The following is an 18647-nucleotide window of genomic DNA, read 5'->3' as shown; positions in this document are numbered from 1 at the left end:
TCTTTGTCGTGCGTCTTTGGCGTTGACGGAGCGAATTAAAATGGCCTCTTCTGCCTGCGAGCCGCCGAGTGGCGGCATTACGACCTAGCGGCCTTCTGGCAGTAAAGAATTCAGCTGAGCGCGACTCAGTTCACCGATATGGCGCTCGATCAGGCGTCCTTCGCCGTCAAATACCAATGTCGCGGGCAAGCCCTGAGCCTCGGCAAGTCCCATCAGCTGCATGGCAGGGTCGAGCAGCGCGTATTCCAGATTCAGTCGTTCACCTTTCAAGAAGCGTGACACGGCGAGAGGTTGCTCGCCCTGATTGGCCAGTACGACTGTCACTTTGGGATGCGTGTCAGCCTCAGCCAGCAATGGCATCTCACGACGGCATGGCGGGCACCAGGTTGCCCATAGATTGACGATGACGCGCTCATCGTGAATCGAATCGAGTGCCACGGGGCTCAAATCAAGATGATTGAGCGTGATGGCCGGCATGCGGTCGAGTGCTGAGGTGTTTCCCAGTGGGTCCAGCTGTTTGAGTCCGAGGAAAGCGGTCAGGCCGAGTGTCAGGCTGCCAAGTGCAATGACGTGTAGCAGGGCGCCATGGCGACGTAGCAGCCATAGGCTGGCGAGTGCAGCGAGAACTACCCCGCCGATCATGTGATAGCCCGGTTGCCACAGCTTGAGAATATCAAGAGGCGTACCCTGATAGCTGGGCCAATGCAGTGCGACATAGGTCAGCCGCGCCCCGACTACCCAGCCCATCAGTACGTGGTTGAACCAGCGCGACAGGCTAAGTGGAGTAGACGAGAGGGTGGCAGATGACAGTGCTGGCGCGCGAACGCGCTTGAGCAACCAGATCAGCAGTGAGAATTCTCCCAGCATCATCAGCGCGGCAAGAAAGGCATAGAGGCGTTCGACGGAAATCAGGGCTGGGCCCAGTGCAATGGCGTCCATGCGGGTGTCCTTGAATTGAGGCGATGCGCTATTGGCGTGACAATGTCAGGGGTGGTGCAGGCGATGCCTTCGAGTATGCGATAATTGCACTGTCTCGACACCCGCTCGGCGTTCATTCGATGAATGCCCGAGCCCTCATTGTTCGTCAATTCACCCCGCGCTCCGGCGATACGGTGCCCTTTGCGGAGACTGCTCTCATGTTGTCCCACCATTACGATCGTAGTCGCGCGATTGCGGTCGCCAGTCAGGCAGCCGGTCTTATCGCGATTGTCGCGCTGGAAACTTGGCTAGGTGATGCTGCGCGCCCATGGCAAGGGCTGGTGTTTGCCCTGATGCTGGCCTGTGGCCTCGGACTCGCACTACGCAGTTACTATCTCAAGCAAAAGGCCCGCCGCGAACGGGAACGTGCCGGTCGCGAGCGGGCCTTGAAGGCAAGCAATAGCGGGATGTCTGACTAGCCCGTACTTGGAGCGCGTCGTTAGACGTTTCTTTGAACAAGAAGCTCAGGGCTGTAAGCGGAAGCCGTCTCGCTCCATGCAGAATTGCATCAGTGCCCGTTTTTCATTATCCGACTTGTCGGACATGCCAATATCGTAGCGGCAGCTTGCATAGGCGTTATGCACCTGTGTGCTGGAGGCGCCGTCTTTCTCCCAATGCGCTTGAGGTGCGGCGCAGGCAGTGAGAAGTCCAGCAAGCAGGAACGGTAAAGCAAGGCGCAGCGTTGGCATGTGAGCATCCCTGATGGATGTGAAGCTATCGTTCGGACATCAAAAAAGCCGCTGATCAATGATCAGCGGCTTTTTCAATAATCTGGTCGGAGTAGCAGGATTCGAACCTACGACCTCTGCCTCCCGAAGGCAGCGCTCTACCAAGCTGAGCTATACTCCGATGCGTCGCGAGCTTGTCTCGACGGAGATGAATTATACGCAGAGAGTTTTTGTTTGCAAGCCATTGAGGGCAAAAACTTTTGTGCTGTTCTCGGGTGCTCAGACAAGAGGCTGGCAGTAGGGTCGGGATTTACTCCCGGGCCTGCCTGCCTCTTGTGATTTCTGGTACGTATCAGGCCTGGCGGCCGACGCTGAGTAGTGCGATCCGCTCAAGGCTGACGCGGAACTCACTGTCAGGTAGCGCCTCGAGTTCTGCTAGCGCGCTATCGGCCATTTCCTGGGCGCGACTGCGCGTGTAGTCAAGGCCGCCCGTGGCGCGGACAACTTCCAGTACTTCGTCGAGTTGCTCAAGGCCGCCTTTCTCGATGGCGCCCCGCACCAGGCTGGCCTGAGCGGGGCTGCCGACCTGCATGGCGCGGATCAGTGGCAGGGTTGGCTTGCCTTCGGCGAGGTCATCCCCGACGTTCTTGCCCATGGTCTTTGCATCGCCTTGATAGTCGAGCAAATCATCGATCAGCTGGAAGGCGAGGCCCAGATAACGGCCATAATTCTGTAGCGCACTGACCTGCGCCGGTGTAATCGCCGCGTCAGCTTCCTTGGCGAGTACTGCACCGGCATGAGCGGCGGCCTCGAACAGCATGGCTGTCTTGCCGTGAATGGTCTCGAAGTAGGCCGCTTCATCAATGTTTGCATTGCCAATATTCGTCAGCTGCAGAACCTCACCTTCGGCGATGGTGCAGGTGGCAGCCGAAAGAATGGCCATTACCTCCATCGAACCGACTGCCACCATCATCTGAAAGGAGCGTGAGTAGAGGAAGTCACCGACCAACACCGAGGGTGCATTGCCCCAGGTGTCATTGGCGGTGGAGCGGCCACGTCGCAGGCTGGATTCATCCACAACATCGTCATGTAGCAGTGTCGAGGTGTGCATGAATTCGATCAGGGCTGCCAGGCTGACGTGCTGCTCCCCCTGATAGCCCAGCGAGCGCGCGGCCAGTAGTACTAGAACGGGGCGCAGGCGCTTGCCACCACTCTGGATGATGTACTGTCCGATGGTCTGGACCAGCGGCACGCGCGATTCGAGCTGCGCGAGGATAGTGCGGTCCACGGCGGCGAAGTCATCTGCCACTGCCGCGTGAAGGGTCGTTGCGTCGGCTTGCATGAGATCGTCGTGCCCGTAGCGAGAGGTGAGGCCGCCGTAGCGTGCCGTTTGGCGGTTATGCTATGGGGCACCCCCATGGCCGTCAAGGCGCGCGCCCGCGTAAAAATGCTGGCTGACGGCGAGAGAGGTGCCTCTGGCTTGACATTGCTTGTCGAACGCGGCACGCACCGCTATAATACGCGGCCGTGGCTCATCACGCTCCCTGTCAGATGGCTCCAGAAGGGGCGCCACTCGCAGCAGGCCACCCAAGAGCACACCCTTAGATGAGTCCGATGGAGAGAATCATGTACGCAGTTATCAAGAGCGGTGGCAAGCAGTACCGCGTTCAGGAAGGCGAGACCCTGAAGCTCGAGAAGCTTGAAGTCGCCACTGGTGAAACTATCCAGTTCGACGAAGTCCTGATGGTCGCCGACGGCGACGACATCAAGGTCGGCGCTCCGCTGGTTGACGGTGCCAAGGTTGCTGCAGAGGTCGTGTCTCACGGCCGTGGCGACAAGATCACCATCATCAAGTTCCGTCGCCGGAAGCACTCCATGCGTCGTGCTGGCCACCGTCAGTGGTTCACCGAAGTCAAGATCACTGGTATCTCTGCGTAATTGCAGTGCTACCCACCATAGGAGAATTATCCAATGGCACATAAGAAGGCGGCGGGTTCTACCCGCAACGGTCGCGATTCTGAAGCTAAGCGCCTTGGTGTGAAGCTGTTCGGTGGCCAAGCTGCCATCGCCGGCAACATCATCGTGCGTCAGCGCGGCACCCGTTTCCACGCTGGTACTGGCGTTGGCATCGGCAAGGACCACACTCTCTTTGCACTGTCCGACGGACACGTGAAGTTTGAAGTCAAGGGTCCGAAGAACCGCAAGTTCGTCAGCATCGTTTCTGCCTGAAACGTCTGACAGCTTACGCAGACTGCCCGATGCCCCGGTATCGTATGACAGTCTGCAAGGAAGCCCCGCTCTCGCGGGGCTTTTTTGTCGCATGACGGCCCGGGTCGTCGTCAGGAGAGAGCAGCATGCAGTTCCTTGATGAAGCGTCGATCATTGTCGAGGCCGGACGTGGCGGCAATGGTTGCATGAGTTTTCGCCGAGAAAAATACGTGCCACGTGGTGGTCCCGATGGGGGCGACGGCGGGCATGGCGGCAGTGTTTATTTGATCGGGGATGATTCGCTCAATACCCTGATCGATTTCAAATTCCAGCGTTACTATCAGGCGGAAAGCGGCATCGCTGGCCAAGGCAGCCAGATGGCAGGCCGGGCGGGTGAAGATCTGCTCGTCAAGGTGCCGATCGGCACTACGGTGATCGACGAGGAAACCCTCGAGATGATCGGTGATGTGACCGAAATTGGTCAGTTGCTATTGGTATCGCAGGGCGGTCGTCGTGGTTTGGGTAACATCCACTTCAAGTCCTCGACCAACCGTGCGCCGCGCCAGACCAGCAAGGGTACCTGGGGTGAGCGTCGCAGCTTGCGTCTCGAGATGAAGGTGATGGCTGACGTCGGTCTGCTGGGTATGCCGAATGCCGGCAAATCCACGCTGATCCGCGCCGTCTCTGCTGCCAAGCCCAAGGTCGCCGACTACCCCTTCACGACCTTGGTGCCGAACCTTGGCGTCGTGAAAATCGGTAGCCATCAGCACTTCGTGATGGCCGATATTCCTGGCTTGATTGAAGGTGCTGCTGACGGTGCCGGCCTTGGCCTGCGCTTCCTCAAGCATTTGACGCGCACGCGTCTGCTGCTGCACGTGGTGGATATTGCGCCCTTTGACGAGAGTGACCCGGCCTATGCGGTCGAGGCCATCCTCAAGGAGCTCAAGAACTTCTCTGCAGCGCTGACCGAATTGCCGCGCTGGCTGGTGATCAACAAGATTGACCTGCTGGCTGAAGAAGACCGCGACGCGCTGGTCAAGGATCTCGTTGAGCGTCTTGGCTGGGAAGGTGAGCTATTCGTCGTGTCGGCTGCCAGTGGTATCGGCACTCAAGATCTGGTTCAGGCGGCACACCGCTGGCTCAACGAGCATCGTCTGCACCTTGCGGAAGATCCGGAAGCTGCAGCGGCGCATGCCGCACTGCTCGCGCGCATGGAAGAAGAGTCTGTAGGGCGCGTTGAAGAGCGCCTGACGCGTCGTAATCGCAAGAAAGATGATGAAGCAGAGGACGATGACGACTTCAATGAAGATGATTATGACGTCGAAGTCGAATACGCGCCCTGAGCCTGATGCTCTTTGACACATAGGCTCTCTGAGTCATGTGCGTCCTGAGCCCATGTTCGCCTTGGTACGTATCACGCCCCACCCCGAGCCTGTTGGCCTCGAGGTGGGGCGTTGTCGTTTCAGTGGTCTCACTTTTGGTGGCATCGCGTTCGAGAGAGATGACAGCAAGCAGGCGGGAGCGGACAATGCTGAGAGCCGCAGGAGTGCCTGTACGATGGACGGCGCCTCGGAGTGGATGGCCCACATGACAGGAGAAGGTACGGTGGCAGAACAGCAGGCGGCGGGAGTGGAAGCGGTAAGTGGTGAGCAGGGGCGCGCAGCGCTAGCCAGTGCACGCCGCATCGTGGTCAAGATTGGCAGTGCACTGCTGACCGACGATGGCCGTGGGCTGGATGATGCGAGCATCGGCCGCTGGGTCGACCAGATTGCGACGCTGCATGCGCGCGGCGTTGAGGTCATCGTCGTGTCCTCTGGTGCCATTGCGGTGGGCATGTCGCGTCTCGGTTGGAAGGCGCGCCCCAGTGGTGTGCATGAACTCCAGGCGGCGGCGGCTGTTGGCCAGAACGGCCTGACCCAGTGCTACGAAGAACACTTCCAGCGTCATGGCCTGACGACGGCGCAGATTCTGCTGACCCACGATGATCTTTCCAACCGTAAACGTTATCTGAATGCACGCTCTGCGCTGCGGACGCTGGTCGAGCTGCGTGTGGTGCCGGTGATCAATGAGAACGATACCGTGGTCACCGATGAGATTCGCTTTGGGGACAACGACACGCTGGGTGCGCTGGTGGCCAATCTACTGGAAGCCGATGCCCTGCTGTTGCTCACGGATCAGGAAGGCCTGTTTGATGCTGATCCGCGTCATGATCCCTCAGCCAGGTTGATTGAGGAGGCGCAGGCGGATGACCCGATCTTGGTCAAGGTGGCAGGTGGGGGAGGTCTGTTGGGGCGTGGTGGTATGGCGACCAAGGTGCGTGCTGCCCGCTTGGCTGCACGAAGCGGTGCGCTGACCGTGATTGCCTCCGGGCGTCAGCCGGACGTGATCACGCGGTTGGTCGCGGGTGAGCGCTTCGGTACGTTGCTACTACCAGAGCATGCGCCAATTGCAGCGCGCAAGCGTTGGTTGGCGGGCCAATTGCAGGTGCGTGGCACCCTGACGCTGGATGCCGGGGCAGTGAATGTCTTGACCACACGTGGCTCCAGCCTGCTGCCTGTCGGTGTGAAAAAGGCCGAGGGCAGCTTCCGGCGCGGCGACATGGTGCAGTGTGTCGATGAATCGGGCGTGCGGGTCGCCAAAGGATTGGTCAACTACAATGCCGAGGACGCGGGACGCATTCTGGGGCTGCCGAGTCATCAGATTGAAGCGGCGTTGGGTTACATGGAGGCCCCTGAGCTGATTCATCGCGACAACCTGATTGTGTTGTGAGATATGACGTTGCCGGCGGCAGGGCATGTGCTGTCTGCTGCTGGCGATGCAGCGGTCGGCCATGCTAGAATTTGCCGTCCTATCGGGTGCTGGTCCGTCCTGATGGAGAAGACTTGGTGGGGCTTCCACGCCAAGTCGCTGATTTTCCGAATGCTTTCTGAAGTATTAGGCAGGGCATTGGGAGAGTGATCGGACTCGCTGTCGCGTTGCGACAACGTCTTCCAAATTCAAGTTCATGAGTACGCGCCTACGGGTGGACTCATAAGGAGCATTAAAGTGGCAAATACCAAGCAGGCACGTAAGCGCGCTCGTCAGTCTGAAGTTCGTCGTCAGCACAATTCCGCACAGCGTTCCGCCGTGCGTACCAGCATCAAGAACGTGCTGAAGTCAGTCAAGACCGGCGACCACGCTGCGTCCATGGCCGCTTTCAATGTTGCGCAGAAGGTCCTCGACCGTTATGCCGACAAGGACATTCTGTCCAAGAAGAAGGCCGCTCGTCTGAAGAGCCGTCTGAACACTCGCGTCAAGGCACTGGCTGTCTAAGACGTGTTTGTTTGAAAAAACCGGCTTCGGCCGGTTTTTTTGTGTCTGTCTGTCGTGCTGTAGTGTTGTGATGCGCAGTGGGCAGTGACACGAGATGCCAGGGAAGCGCCGCATGTATCGGTGTTCGGATAGGGAATCGAGAGAGGTGTCAGGGTGAGCAAGCCGCAGGATGAGTCGCCCGCTGTAGGGAAATCTGATGTGCAGGCCAGTGTGCAGGCTGGTACTCAGGCGAGTGCACAGGGAGAAGCCGTGGTCGGCGATAGCTTGCCGGTGCGCTCCGGGCTGTTGCGCTCGGGGTTGATCGTCAGTGTGATGACGATGCTCTCGCGGGTACTGGGATTGGCTCGCGATGTCATTATTGCCTCGTTACTAGGTGCAGGTAGCGGAGCAGATGCCTTCTTCGTTGCCTTCAAGATTCCCAATTTCATGCGGCGTCTGTTTGCCGAGGGTGCTTTCAACCAAGCCTTCGTGCCGGTGCTTTCCGAGTACGCCACTCGGCGCACGCGTGAGGAGGTCCGCGAGTTACTTGATGCGGTCAGTGGCAGTCTCGGGGTCATCCTGGCACTGATCACCGCGCTGGCGATGCTGTGCGCACCCTGGTTGGTGTGGGTATTTGCCCCTGGCTTCAGCGAAGATGCCGGTAAGCTCGCTCTCACTGGCGAGATGCTACGTCTGACCTTTCCCTATCTGCTGCTGATTTCGCTGACAGCCTTTTCTGGCAGTGTGCTCAATACCTGGAACCGTTTCGCGGTTCCTGCGATTACCCCGGTTCTGCTGAACCTGAGCCTGATCGGTGCCGCGCTGTTGTTGGCACCGCGCTTTGAGACGCCAGCAATGGCACTGGCGTGGGGTGTGTTGATTGCCGGGTGTGTTCAGCTGCTATTCCAGGTGCCATTCCTGCTGCGTTTGGGGTTGATGCCCAAGCCGTGGCCGAATTTTGCCCATGAAGGAGTGCGTCGCATCCTCAGGCTGATGACGCCGGCGTTGTTCGGGGTCTCGGTGTCGCAGATCAACCTGCTGCTCGACACTGTGCTGGCCTCGTTCCTCGTGACCGGTAGCGTCTCATGGCTGTACTACTCCGATCGCCTGGTTGAGTTGCCGCTAGGTATCATCGGCATCGCGATTGGGACGGTCATTCTGCCGGCGCTCTCCAAGCGACATGCCGAGCAGTCACTGGAGCACTTTCAGAAGATGCTCGACTGGGCGCTACGCTCAGTGTTGTTGATCGGTGTGCCGGCAGCGTTGGCGCTGGGTGTGCTGGCGGAGCCACTGCTGATTACGCTCTTTCACTACGGAGCGATGACCGACAATGACGTTGTGATGTCGGCGCAAAGTCTACGAGCCTATAGCTTCGGGCTGCTCGCGTTCATGCTGATCAAGGTGCTGGCACCCGGCTTCTATGCTCGACAGAACACCAGAACTCCCGTGAAGATCGGTATCATTGCCATGATTGCCAATATGGTCTTTAACCTGATGTTGATCGGGCCGCTGGCGCATGCGGGGCTGGCGTTGGCCACGGCACTGTCAGCGTTCTTGAATGCCGGCTTGCTGGCACGAGGCCTGTATCGCGAAGGTGTGCTGCGATTCCAGCCCGGATGGGGGCGTTACTCACTGACATTGCTCGGTGGCTGTGTCCTCATGGGCGGCGGTTTGATGTGGTTGTCACCAGACTGGAATACCTGGCTTGGTTGGGGCCTATGGGAGCGCTGTGCGATGATGGGGGCACTGGTTGTGGGTGGCTTGCTGGTATATGGCCTGTGGTTGGGGCTGTGCGGCGTGCGCCCGCGTCATTTTCGTATGCAGGGCTAGCCGTTGACCCCATGTGCCAGAGCATAGGATTGGCTGCGCACATCAGCGGACGTTCTGTTCCCGTTGATTTTCGCTTACGGGCTCCGTGGTGGCTGTCAGCGCCGCGCCCCTCCGCTATAATTGACCACTTTCGGCAGCTTGTGTGATGCACGCATGGACTTGATCAGAGGACTGCACAATCTAGCCCGCCTGCGAAAGCAGGACGGCAGCCGCGGCTGCGTGGCCACTATCGGCAACTTTGATGGTGTTCATCTCGGGCATCAGGCGATTCTGGAACAACTCCGGGAACGCGCGGCTGTTTACGGCCTGCCGGCGACGGTAGTGGTGTTCGAGCCACAGCCGCGCGAGTTTTTTGCTGGAGCCAAGGCGCCGCCACGACTGACACGGTTGGCGGATAAAGTGCGCCTGTTGGGTCAGCACGGCGCTGAACGCGTCTTGTGTCTGCCCTTCAATGAAGCGTTACGCTCATTGTCAGCGCGCGAGTTTATCGAGCAGGTACTGATTGATGGCCTTGGTGTGCGCCACCTGGTGGTCGGCGATGACTTTCGCTTCGGCTGTGATCGCGCCGGCGATTTCCCGCTGCTGGAGCGTATCGGCGCGACCGAAGGCTTTGCGGTGGAGCATACCCGCACCTTTGAGGTCGCAGACGAGCGTGTTTCGAGTACTCGGGTGCGCAAGGTGCTGGCCGACGGCAACATGACGTTGGCCGCTGAGCTGCTAGGGCGTCCTCACTACTGGCAGGGCCGTGTGGTTGCGGACCGCCAGTTGGGGCGCACGCTTGGCGTGCCGACCGCGAATCTACCGTTGCCGAATGCACCGCTGGCAGTATCGGGCGTCTATGCAGTGATGGCGCATTTATCCGATGGGCGCATCTGTCCCGCGGTGGCCAACATTGGCTGGCGGCCGACAGTCGGTACGCCGCGACCGGTACTCGAGGTCCATTTGCTGGATTTCTCTGAAGATATTTATGGCCAACGATTAGGCGTGAGTTTCTGTGCTTTCCTGCGTGGCGAGATGCGTTTCGATGGTCTCGATGCCTTGAAGGTAGCGATCTATGCCGATATCGCGCTGGCTCGGCGCTTCTTTGCTCTGGCCGCGGGCGAGACACCTGCCGCTGATGAGCGTGAGATGTACCACTGTATTACCTCCATAGCTGACCTGCCGCTGGCCAGCTGTCCGCTGAGTGTGCTGATGGCGCGCGCTCAGGCGACACCCTTACACGGCACTGCTGAGGTGTCTGATTCCACAGCTCGGGAAGCGCAGGCTTCCCGCCCCCACGACGGCTGACCCGAAAGGCTATGAGCGACTACAAGCACACCCTGAATCTGCCCGATACCGACTTCCCGATGCGTGGCAATCTTCCCAAGCGTGAGCCGGATCAACTGGCGCGCTGGAACGAGATTGACCTTTACGCGCGTCTTCGTGAAGCAGGCAAGGGCCGTCCGAGCTTCGTGCTCCATGACGGCCCTCCCTATGCCAACGGCAATATTCATATCGGTCATGCCGTCAACAAGATTCTCAAGGACATCATCGTCAAGTCGAAGACCATGGCGGGCTTCGATGCTCCCTATGTGCCGGGGTGGGACTGTCATGGTCTGCCCATCGAGCACAAGGTCGAGACTACTCACGGCAAGCATCTTGAACCCGCTCAGGCCCGTCATCTGTGCCGCGAATATGCCGGCGTGCAGGTCGAAGGGCAGAAGCACGAGTTCATCCGTCTCGGCATCGTCGGCGACTGGGGCAACCCGTACCGCTCGATGGATTTTGCCAACGAAGCAGGTGAGATTCGCGCACTGGCTGAGATGGTCAAGGGTGGCTACGTCTTCAAGGGGCTGAAGCCGGTCAACTGGTGCTTCGACTGTGGCTCTGCGCTGGCGGAAGCCGAAGTCGAATATGCCGACAAGGCCTCTGACGCCATCGATGTCGCCTTCATCGCTGATGACACCGCGGCACTCGCCAAGGCCTTTGGTCTCGAGTCCTTGAGCAAGCCGGCGGCGATCGTGATCTGGACCACCACTCCGTGGACCATTCCGGCCAACCAGGCACTCAACGTACACCCGGACTTCATCTACTCGTTGGTTGATACCGGCGAACGTCTGTTGGTGCTGGCCGAAGAGTTGGTCGATGAGAGTCTGGCGCGCTTCGGTCTGAGTGGTGAGACGCTAGCTACCGTTAACGGTGCGGCGCTTGAACTCCTCAACTTCCGTCATCCGATCTATGATCGTCTGTCGCCGGTCTACCTGGCGGACTACGTCGAGACGGGCGCTGGTACCGGTATCGTTCACTCTGCGCCGGCTTATGGCGAGGACGATTTCCATACCTGCCGTCGCTACGGCATGAGCTTCGACGAGATCGAGAGCCCGGTGCAAGGCAACGGCGTCTATGTGCCGGACCTGCCGGAATTCGGTGGCCAGTTCATCTGGAAGGCCAATCCGAATATCGTTGCGCGTCTTGAAGAACTCGGCGCGCTGATGGCGCACGAGAAGATCACCCACAGCTACATGCACTGCTGGCGCCACAAGACGCCGGTCATCTATCGTGCGACGGCCCAGTGGTTCGTCGGCATGGATATCGCCGGTGCTGACGGCGTGACTCTGCGCGACAAGGCGCTGTCTGCCATCGAAGAGACTGCCTTCATTCCGGCCTGGGGTCAGGCGCGTCTGAAGAGCATGATCGCCAATCGTCCGGACTGGTGCATCTCCCGTCAGCGTAACTGGGGCGTGCCGATTCCGCTGTTTCTGCATCGCGCCACTGGCGAGCTGCATCCCAATAGCGTCGAGCTGATGGAAGCGGTCGCGGATCGCGTCGCCGAGCAGGGCATTGATGCCTGGTGGGCTCTCGATAGCCAGGAGTTGCTGGGCGACGAGGCCGAGAATTACGAGAAGGTCACCGACACGCTGGACGTGTGGTTCGACTCCGGCACGACTCACTGGCACGTGCTGCGTGGCTCACACCCGCATGGTCATGCCGAAGGTCCGCGTGCTGACCTGTATCTGGAAGGCTCTGATCAGCACCGTGGATGGTTCCACTCCTCGCTGCTGACCGGTTGTGCCATCGATGGCCATGCGCCTTACAAGGCACTGCTGACTCACGGCTTCACCGTCGACGCTCAGGGCCGCAAGATGTCCAAGTCGGTCGGCAATGTGGTGGCGCCGCAGCAGGTGATGGACAAGCTGGGCGCCGACATCCTGCGCCTGTGGGTGTCGTCCAACGATTACTCCGGCGAGATGGCGGTGTCGGACGAGATCCTAAAGCGTACGGCCGATGCCTATCGTCGTATCCGCAACACCTCGCGCTTCCTGCTGTCGAACCTGAACGGGTTCGAGCCGGCGCGTGATGTGGTGGCCTTCGACGACATGCTGGCGTTGGACCAGTGGGTCGTGGATCGCGCTGCGCAGCTGCAGGCGCGAGTCGAGCTTGCGTATGAGGAGTATCGCTTCCTGGATATCTATCAGCAGGTGCTGACCTTCTGCTCTCGTGAGCTGGGTGGTTTCTATCTGGATATCATCAAGGACCGACAGTACACCACGCAGCCGGATTCCTTGGCGCGTCGTAGCTGTCAGACAGCTCTTTATCATGTGATCGAGGCGCTCTCTCGCTGGATGGCACCGATTCTCTCCTTCACCGGAGAAGAGATCTACGCCAACATCCCGGGCCCGCGCAAGGACACCATCTTCCTCGAGGAATCCTACACGGGCCTTGGCATGCTGGCGGATGACGCCGCGATGGGGCGTGATTTCTGGGAGCAGGTGTTGCACGTCAAGCAGGCGGTCAACAAGACGCTGGAAGGTGCGCGTAACGCGGGTCTCGTCAAGAATGGCCTGGCAGCAGAAGTCACGCTCTACGTCACTGACGAGCTCAAGGCGTTGCTGGCAAGTCTCGGTGATGAGCTGCGCTTCGTGATGCTGACCAGCGGCGTGACGCTGGCGTCCTTTGATGCCGCCGGTGACGCAGAAGAGACCGAAGTGGCAGGGCTCAAGGTCGCGGTCAAGGTCAGTGAATATGCCAAGTGCGAGCGCTGCTGGCATCACCGTCCGGAAGTCGGCACGCTGGTTGAGCATCCGACATTGTGCAGTCGCTGCGTGACCAATCTGCCGGATGGCGAAGGCGAGACGCGTCACTTCGCGTGATCAGGATGATGCGGTAACGGCATGGGTCGCATGATGGATCTGTGTCAGCGAACGCCGGGCTCAGGCCCGGCGTTCGTGTCTTGCCGCAGTAAGCCCAATTTCATGGGTGGGTGTCTTAGATATCCCCGACAGGAAGGCAACATGACTGCTTCTACTCAAGGTCCAGCCAGCGAGATGTCGTCATCGGCCAATATGCCGATGCGCGCTCCACTGCGCTGGTTGTGGCTATCCCTCGCCATCGTGGTGCTGGACCTGGCCACCAAGTGGCTGGCCAGCAGCTCGCTGATCTACGGGCAGGCCAATGAGGTACTGCCGGTCTTCAATCTGACGCTGTTGCACAATACCGGGGCGGCATTCAGCTTCCTGGCCGCTCACGATGGCTGGCAGCGCTGGCTGTTTGCGGGTATCGCGGTCGTGGCAGCTGTGGGCTTGAGTATCTGGCTGACACGGCTCAAGCGCTACGAAACCTATACTGCGCTGGGTATTGCGCTGGTATTGGGTGGGGCGCTTGGCAATCTCTATGATCGGATCGTGCACGGCTATGTGGTGGATTTCCTGTCCTTCCATTGGAACGGTGCCTACTTCCCCGCCTTCAATGTGGCGGATGTGGGTATCAGCCTGGGTGCCGTGGCACTGATCCTTGAATCCTTTCGTAGCCGCAAAGAATGAGCGGTAGAGCTGAGGTCAACATGAGCGAACATCGTATCGCCGATAACATGGAGGTCAGCCTCCATTTCCGTCTGCGCATGGAGGACGGCACCGAGGTGGACTCCACCTTCGACAAGGCACCTGCTACGCTGGAGATCGGTGACGGGAATCTGCCACCAGGCTTCGAGCGGCCGATCATGGGCATGGCGGCGGGCGAGACCGGTAGCTTTACGGTGACGCCGGAGCACGCCTTCGGTCAGCATAACCCGCAGAATGTGCAGGTCGTGTCACGCAAGAGCTTCGATGACGATATCGAAGTCGGCATGGTGATGTCGTTCGCTGAGCCTTCCGGTTCAGAGTTGCCGGGCATCATACGCGAGATTGATGAACGCGACGTCAAGGTCGACTTCAACCATCCGTTGGCCGGACGCACCCTGACATTTGAGGTTGAAGTTCTGTCGGTGTCCCCTGTGACAACGCACTGAGTCCTATCCCAAGGTCCTCCTTGTGAGGTGCCTTGCTATCAAGCGGAGCCTGTCATGCAGATCAAGCTGGCCAACCCGCGCGGTTTCTGCGCTGGAGTGGATCGCGCCATCGATATCGTCAACGGGGCACTCGACGTGTTCGGTCCGCCGATCTACGTGCGCCATGAGGTGGTGCACAACCGTTTCGTGGTCGACTCGCTCAAGGAGCGCGGCGCGATCTTCGTCGAGGAACTGCACGAAGTGCCAGATGACGTCATCGTCATCTTCTCGGCGCATGGTGTCTCACGCGCCGTGCAGGTAGAAGCCGAGCGCCGCAATCTCAAGGTCTTCGATGCTACCTGTCCGCTGGTGACCAAGGTGCATATGGAAGTGCTGCGTTATGCGCGCAAGGGCCAGGACTGTGTGCTGATCGGTCATGAAGGACACCCGGAAGTCGAAGGCACCATGGGCCGCTATGACACCTCCAAGGGTGGCACCATCCATCTGGTGGAAGATGAAGCCGATGTCGCGAGCCTTGAGGTCAAGGACCCGGAGCAACTGGCCTTCGTTACCCAGACCACACTGTCCATGGATGACACGGCACGCGTGATCGATGCGCTGCGCGTGCGCTTCCCGGCAATTCAGGGGCCGCGCAAGGACGATATCTGTTACGCGACCCAGAATCGCCAGGACGCCGTTCGCATGCTGGCGGAAGCCTGTGACGTGGTGCTGGTGGTCGGTAGCCCCAACAGCTCCAACTCCAATCGCCTGCGTGAGCTGGCCGAACGCATGCAGACACCTGCCTGGTTGATCGATGATGCCGAGCAGATCGAAGCTGGCTGGCTCGAAGGGATCGGCAGCATCGGTATCACGGCAGGCGCCAGTGCGCCGGAAGTGCTGGTACAGGGGGTGATCGATCGCTTGATGGCGTTGGGCGCCTCTGCGCCTGAAGAACTGGAGGGGCAGGAAGAGAACATCGTCTTCTCGATGCCCAAGGAGCTCAAGGAGCGCTTGATCGCCTCGGATCAGATTCGCGAGCTGTAACGCCATGTAAGTAGGTATCAGTCTCAGAGGCCGCGACATAGTCGCGGCCTTTTTCGTTTCTGACATTTGAATGCTGACAGGAATCTCAGGAGTTTCAGAGATCTGCGCGCTATTGCGTGTCGTGAATCGTTGATCTAATGAGCAAGTATTGAAAAAAAATGTAATGCGCAGTTACTCAAATGATACATAATAGAAGTAGGTGTCATGATCTGGAGAACCGTACATGCCTCATATTCTGCCCACTCACGGCGTCACGAGTGCATCCGCACGCCGTAGTAGTGTGGCAGTTCATGGCATGAGATCAGGGCGCCGTAGCCGAGGTTTCACTCTGATTGAATTGATGATGGTCGTGGCAATCATCGGCATTTTGGCCGCCGTTGCTGTGCCTTCCTATCTCGGTTATGTGGAGCGCAGTTGGCGCTCCCATGCTCAACAAGCGCTAGGGCAGCAGGCGAGACAGTTACACGGTTTTTACTACCAGGATTTTTCCGAGGCGCCTGTCAGTGATGACAATCAACCGACAGATGGGGTCAGTCGAATCGAGGATAGCGGAGGAAACCTGCGTTATCTGATTTCGTATCGCAGCCTGACGTCGACTGCCTTCGTGTTGCAAGCCACGCCGCAGGGCGCCCAGCTCAACGATGACTGCGGAATCCTGTGGATGGACGAATTGATGAATGCCGGCGCAGAGGGCGGCGGCCGGTGCTGGTGATGATCGTCAGTGCTTGCAGTCCCTCGATTGATGACTGTTGGCAATGCCTCTCAGTGCCCTCGCTGCCGGACAAGGAGAATTCAACTCATGCGGCATTCCCGTGGTTTCACTCTGATCGAGCTGGTGGTGACGGTGGCCATCATCGCCATCATCGCCGTCTGGGCGGTGCCTGCCTGGCAAGGCATGGTGCAGCGCTCTCAGGTGGAATCCGATGTACGTGCGTTGACGCATGCACTGGGCATGGCGCGCAGCAAGGCAACCACGGATGGCGTCGCGGTGAGCATCTGTCCCTATGCTCCCAGCGTTGCCAGTCCGAATCCTATGGTCTGTGATGCTGACTGGGCCAATGGGTGGGTCGTCTTCATTGGCGATACGGCCAATTTCGCGCTCGACGACCGTCTGTGGGTTCATCAGGGCAGCAATGCCGTGGCCCAATCTGGTGGAGCCTCACGGATCACCTATAACGATCGGGGCACCTTGACCAGCGGCAACAGTACCTTGGTGTTCTGTGCAGAATCAGACTCGACCTCGGTAGTCGTCGCGCCATCGGGACGTGTGCGTCTTGAATCAGGAGGGGACTGCTCATGACATTTCGTCAGCAGAACTCATCGCGGCAACTTGCCAGCATGCATCGCCAGAAGGGGATCGGGCTGATAGAGGCTCTGGTCGCCGTACTGTTGCTGGGTGTGTCTCTTCTCGGGCTGGGGCTATTGCAGGTGCAGACGCTCCAGCACCAGCGCGTCAGTTACAGCAATACCGTCGCTCAGCTGTTGTCTTTGGACATGGCGGAGCGTATCCGCGCCAATCTCGAGGCCATCGATCAATACGATGCTGCCAACACGACCAATGCACCTGTACAAGGTTGCCCGTCGGATTGCGTTCCGAATGACCTGGCTAACCAGGATGTCATCGACTGGCGTGATGCAATTGTGGATTCGACCCTGACCAGCGGCGTCGGCAGCGTGATCGTCGACGAGCGCCTGGTCGGAGTGACTGGCACTGGCATATATGACGTGAGTGTCCAAGTGCAGTGGAGTGATCCTATCAGCGGCGGTGACGACCAGCAGACATATCGTTTCGAGGTGGAGCCATGAGCACTTCTTTACATATGACTTCACGCAACACCGTATCGCGTATCACCTCATCACGTGGGTCTCCGCGCCTTGGTCGTCAGGCCGGCGTTGGCTTGGTCGAATTGATGATCAGTCTGGTGCTAGGCCTGTTGATCACAGCGATGGCGGTGCAGATGTTTTCGACATCGCGCAGTACCGTCAGTACCCAAGAGGCCCTGTCCTACTTGCAGGAATCGGCACGCTATGTGTCGTTCCGCCTGCAGCCGCTGATGCGCAATGTGGGCTATGCCGGGTGTGCGAATAGCCGCGATATCACCAATTCAAGTTCCGTGGATGATGAGCATGATCTGACGGCCCCCTTTGGGGGGCAGCAGCGTACCCAACGTGGCGTCAGCTATTTCAACCTGTCCTTCGTTGCGGCCAGCAAGGATGGCGATGAGACCACCATGACCAGCAGCATGAGCTCGCTGGGTGGCCCGCTCTTTGTGCGTAGTGATAGTGAAGCGGCGTTTACTGCCGGTGATTTCGCGCTCGTCAGCGATTGCAACAGCACCGATGTCTTCAAGGTCTCCGGGACGACTCAGGGCAAGGTGGAAACCCTCGATACTCTCTCGCGTACCTATGGCAGCAGTCAGTCCTCCAATGCCTATCTTTATCCCGTGCATGCCTGGGAGCTGCTGTTGGATGACCAGGCCAGCGATACCTCCGTGCGCGCACTGTATCTCGATCGCATCAATGCCAATTTCTCTCGAGAAGAGCTGGCGTCTGGTGTACAGGGCTTCGATGTGAGTTTCAGTCTCGATACCACCGGCAATGGCAGCGTTGATCGCGTGAAGGTGCCAGCAGCCACGGTACGCAGTGAAGATCGCTGGAGTGAGGTACGTCGTATCGAGATTGCCCTGACGCTTGAGAGTCTGCCGGGCGTTGTGCCGGGCGGCGACAACAATGGTCGCCTGACACGCACCTTCAATCTCACCTTCACGCCGCGCAATCTTCAATTGAGGGATAGTTGATGCACAGTATGTCGCGAAGGATTCCCCGCAATGGCGTGCTGCGCGGGCCGAGCAAGCAACAGGGCATCGCGCTGTTGATCGTGCTGGTCATGTTGGTGGTGATCGGCCTGTTGGCGGTGACGGGTGTTGAAGATAGCCAGTTGCAGTCACGCATGGCCGTCAATAGCCGCAACTTCGAGCAATCCTATTACAACGCGGAAACCAGTCTGAGCATTGGCGAGCGAGCGTTGCAAGAGAGCCTTGAGGATGGTAGCTGGAGCCTGACCAATTTTGATGACTCGGCGGGACTGATGCTGGCGTTACCGGAAGATGCGCCACCCATTGATCCGCTCTCTGAAGCGGACTGGCAGGCCAGCGGCATCCAGACACTGGATGATGCGACCGGCAATGCCATTGGTGCCTATGTAATTGAATATCTCGGCAAGGTAGGGACGCCACCACTGAATACCAGCAATGAGCTGAATGCCGTCGGCACGCGGCTGGATGCTTTCCGAATCAGTGCGATGGGTACGGGCGGCGGAAATGGTGCTTCCTGGACGGTCGTGCAAAGCGAGATGGAGCTAGGCCCCTATTTCTGAAAGGAACATT

General features: G+C 59.0%; 20 protein-coding genes and 1 tRNA gene. 17 read left to right on the top strand and 4 right to left on the bottom strand.

Annotation, left to right across the window (positions count from 1 at the left end):
* Positions 1-84: 84 nt before the first annotated feature.
* Positions 85-939 (bottom strand): TlpA disulfide reductase family protein, encoded by an 855-nt coding sequence (locus tag GQR90_RS16505; protein ID WP_158775042.1) that lies wholly within the window; start codon positions 937-939, stop codon positions 85-87.
* A gap of 197 nt (positions 940-1136) precedes the next feature.
* Here GQR90_RS16505 and GQR90_RS16500 point away from each other — a divergent pair, with 197 nt between their 5' ends.
* Positions 1137-1397: a hypothetical protein gene (locus GQR90_RS16500; protein ID WP_158775041.1), complete on the top strand. Its 261-nt coding sequence runs from the start codon at positions 1137-1139 to the stop codon at positions 1395-1397.
* 45 nt (positions 1398-1442) lie between these two features.
* Here GQR90_RS16500 and GQR90_RS16495 read toward each other — a convergent pair whose 3' ends face one another.
* The 3 genes from GQR90_RS16495 to ispB all read right to left on the bottom strand — a co-directional run bounded on the left by GQR90_RS16495 (position 1443) and on the right by ispB (position 2988).
* Positions 1443-1667 (bottom strand): hypothetical protein, encoded by a 225-nt coding sequence (locus GQR90_RS16495; RefSeq protein ID WP_158775040.1) that lies wholly within the window; start codon positions 1665-1667, stop codon positions 1443-1445.
* Between the two features lie 83 nt (positions 1668-1750).
* A tRNA-Pro gene (locus GQR90_RS16490) sits at positions 1751-1827 on the bottom strand.
* A 171-nt stretch (positions 1828-1998) separates the two neighbouring features.
* Positions 1999-2988 (bottom strand): octaprenyl diphosphate synthase, encoded by a 990-nt coding sequence (gene ispB, locus GQR90_RS16485; protein WP_158775039.1) that lies wholly within the window; start codon positions 2986-2988, stop codon positions 1999-2001.
* A 284-nt stretch (positions 2989-3272) separates the two neighbouring features.
* On the opposite strand from ispB, the gene rplU reads away from it, so the two are divergent.
* The 16 genes from rplU to GQR90_RS16405 all read left to right on the top strand — a co-directional run bounded on the left by rplU (position 3273) and on the right by GQR90_RS16405 (position 18637).
* Positions 3273-3584 carry a 50S ribosomal protein L21 gene (gene rplU, locus GQR90_RS16480; RefSeq protein ID WP_158775038.1) on the top strand — a complete coding sequence of 104 codons (312 nt, stop codon included), beginning with the start codon at positions 3273-3275 and terminating at the stop codon, positions 3582-3584.
* Between the two features lie 33 nt (positions 3585-3617).
* Positions 3618-3875, top strand: coding sequence for a 50S ribosomal protein L27 (gene rpmA / locus GQR90_RS16475; protein WP_158775037.1), 258 nt, complete (start codon positions 3618-3620; stop codon positions 3873-3875).
* Between the two features lie 125 nt (positions 3876-4000).
* Entirely contained in the window at positions 4001-5197 is a 1197-nt protein-coding gene (gene cgtA / locus GQR90_RS16470) for an Obg family GTPase CgtA (protein ID WP_158775036.1), read from the top strand.
* Between the two features lie 244 nt (positions 5198-5441).
* Positions 5442-6623, top strand: a complete 1182-nt coding sequence (proB, locus tag GQR90_RS16465; RefSeq protein ID WP_158775634.1) for a glutamate 5-kinase — start codon at positions 5442-5444, stop codon at positions 6621-6623.
* Positions 6624-6899: 276 nt separating this feature from the next.
* Positions 6900-7166 carry a 30S ribosomal protein S20 gene (rpsT, locus tag GQR90_RS16460; protein WP_158775035.1) on the top strand — a complete coding sequence of 89 codons (267 nt, stop codon included), beginning with the start codon at positions 6900-6902 and terminating at the stop codon, positions 7164-7166.
* Positions 7167-7415: 249 nt separating this feature from the next.
* Positions 7416-8975, top strand: a complete 1560-nt coding sequence (murJ, locus tag GQR90_RS16455; protein WP_267902057.1) for a murein biosynthesis integral membrane protein MurJ — start codon at positions 7416-7418, stop codon at positions 8973-8975.
* Between the two features lie 153 nt (positions 8976-9128).
* On the top strand, positions 9129-10262 hold the full coding sequence (ribF, locus tag GQR90_RS16450; RefSeq protein ID WP_158775034.1) for a bifunctional riboflavin kinase/FAD synthetase: 1134 nt from the start codon (positions 9129-9131) through the stop codon (positions 10260-10262).
* A gap of 11 nt (positions 10263-10273) precedes the next feature.
* Positions 10274-13105: an isoleucine--tRNA ligase gene (ileS, locus tag GQR90_RS16445; RefSeq protein ID WP_158775033.1), complete on the top strand. Its 2832-nt coding sequence runs from the start codon at positions 10274-10276 to the stop codon at positions 13103-13105.
* A gap of 141 nt (positions 13106-13246) precedes the next feature.
* Positions 13247-13774: a signal peptidase II gene (gene lspA, locus GQR90_RS16440; protein ID WP_233266353.1), complete on the top strand. Its 528-nt coding sequence runs from the start codon at positions 13247-13249 to the stop codon at positions 13772-13774.
* A gap of 20 nt (positions 13775-13794) precedes the next feature.
* A complete protein-coding gene (gene fkpB, locus GQR90_RS16435) occupies positions 13795-14238 on the top strand; it encodes an FKBP-type peptidyl-prolyl cis-trans isomerase (RefSeq protein WP_158775032.1) in 444 nt (147 codons plus the stop codon).
* Between the two features lie 54 nt (positions 14239-14292).
* Entirely contained in the window at positions 14293-15261 is a 969-nt protein-coding gene (ispH, locus tag GQR90_RS16430) for a 4-hydroxy-3-methylbut-2-enyl diphosphate reductase (protein ID WP_158775031.1), read from the top strand.
* Positions 15262-15484: 223 nt separating this feature from the next.
* Positions 15485-15973 carry a type IV pilin protein gene (locus GQR90_RS17795; protein WP_325064278.1) on the top strand — a complete coding sequence of 163 codons (489 nt, stop codon included), beginning with the start codon at positions 15485-15487 and terminating at the stop codon, positions 15971-15973.
* Between the two features lie 87 nt (positions 15974-16060).
* Entirely contained in the window at positions 16061-16561 is a 501-nt protein-coding gene (locus GQR90_RS17710) for a GspH/FimT family pseudopilin (protein ID WP_158775627.1), read from the top strand.
* Entirely contained in the window at positions 16558-17067 is a 510-nt protein-coding gene (gene pilV / locus GQR90_RS16415; RefSeq protein WP_158775030.1) for a type IV pilus modification protein PilV, read from the top strand. Before GQR90_RS17710 ends, pilV begins: the two co-directional genes overlap by 4 nt.
* Positions 17064-18059, top strand: coding sequence for a PilW family protein (locus GQR90_RS16410; protein WP_158775029.1), 996 nt, complete (start codon positions 17064-17066; stop codon positions 18057-18059). Before pilV ends, GQR90_RS16410 begins: the two co-directional genes overlap by 4 nt.
* Positions 18059-18637, top strand: coding sequence for a pilus assembly PilX family protein (locus GQR90_RS16405; protein ID WP_158775028.1), 579 nt, complete (start codon positions 18059-18061; stop codon positions 18635-18637). The genes GQR90_RS16410 and GQR90_RS16405 overlap by 1 nt, the downstream gene beginning before the upstream one ends.
* Positions 18638-18647 lie beyond the last annotated feature (10 nt).

This window comes from Cobetia sp. L2A1 (assembly GCF_009796845.1).
GTDB lineage: Bacteria > Pseudomonadota > Gammaproteobacteria > Pseudomonadales > Halomonadaceae > Cobetia.
This window is presented reverse-complemented; position numbering and strand designations above follow the sequence as displayed.

Bases quoted from the DNA above. Each gene is read 5' to 3' on its own strand.
- ribF (WP_158775034.1), top strand. From the start codon at position 9,129: ATGGACTTGATCAGAGGACTGCACAATCTAGCCCGCCTGCGAAAGCAG.
- ispH (WP_158775031.1), top strand. From the start codon at position 14,293: ATGCAGATCAAGCTGGCCAACCCGCGCGGTTTCTGCGCTGGAGTGGAT.
- ispB (WP_158775039.1), bottom strand. From the start codon at position 2,988: ATGCAAGCCGACGCAACGACCCTTCACGCGGCAGTGGCAGATGACTTC.
- GQR90_RS17710 (WP_158775627.1), top strand. From the start codon at position 16,061: ATGCGGCATTCCCGTGGTTTCACTCTGATCGAGCTGGTGGTGACGGTG.
- GQR90_RS16410 (WP_158775029.1), top strand. From the start codon at position 17,064: ATGAGCACTTCTTTACATATGACTTCACGCAACACCGTATCGCGTATC.
- GQR90_RS16495 (WP_158775040.1), bottom strand. From the start codon at position 1,667: ATGCCAACGCTGCGCCTTGCTTTACCGTTCCTGCTTGCTGGACTTCTC.
- lspA (WP_233266353.1), top strand. From the start codon at position 13,247: ATGACTGCTTCTACTCAAGGTCCAGCCAGCGAGATGTCGTCATCGGCC.
- fkpB (WP_158775032.1), top strand. From the start codon at position 13,795: ATGAGCGAACATCGTATCGCCGATAACATGGAGGTCAGCCTCCATTTC.
- ileS (WP_158775033.1), top strand. From the start codon at position 10,274: ATGAGCGACTACAAGCACACCCTGAATCTGCCCGATACCGACTTCCCG.
- GQR90_RS16500 (WP_158775041.1), top strand. From the start codon at position 1,137: ATGTTGTCCCACCATTACGATCGTAGTCGCGCGATTGCGGTCGCCAGT.
- cgtA (WP_158775036.1), top strand. From the start codon at position 4,001: ATGCAGTTCCTTGATGAAGCGTCGATCATTGTCGAGGCCGGACGTGGC.
- proB (WP_158775634.1), top strand. From the start codon at position 5,442: ATGACAGGAGAAGGTACGGTGGCAGAACAGCAGGCGGCGGGAGTGGAA.
- rpmA (WP_158775037.1), top strand. From the start codon at position 3,618: ATGGCACATAAGAAGGCGGCGGGTTCTACCCGCAACGGTCGCGATTCT.
- GQR90_RS16405 (WP_158775028.1), top strand. From the start codon at position 18,059: ATGCACAGTATGTCGCGAAGGATTCCCCGCAATGGCGTGCTGCGCGGG.
- pilV (WP_158775030.1), top strand. From the start codon at position 16,558: ATGACATTTCGTCAGCAGAACTCATCGCGGCAACTTGCCAGCATGCAT.
- GQR90_RS17795 (WP_325064278.1), top strand. From the start codon at position 15,485: ATGCCTCATATTCTGCCCACTCACGGCGTCACGAGTGCATCCGCACGC.
- rplU (WP_158775038.1), top strand. From the start codon at position 3,273: ATGTACGCAGTTATCAAGAGCGGTGGCAAGCAGTACCGCGTTCAGGAA.
- GQR90_RS16505 (WP_158775042.1), bottom strand. From the start codon at position 939: ATGGACGCCATTGCACTGGGCCCAGCCCTGATTTCCGTCGAACGCCTC.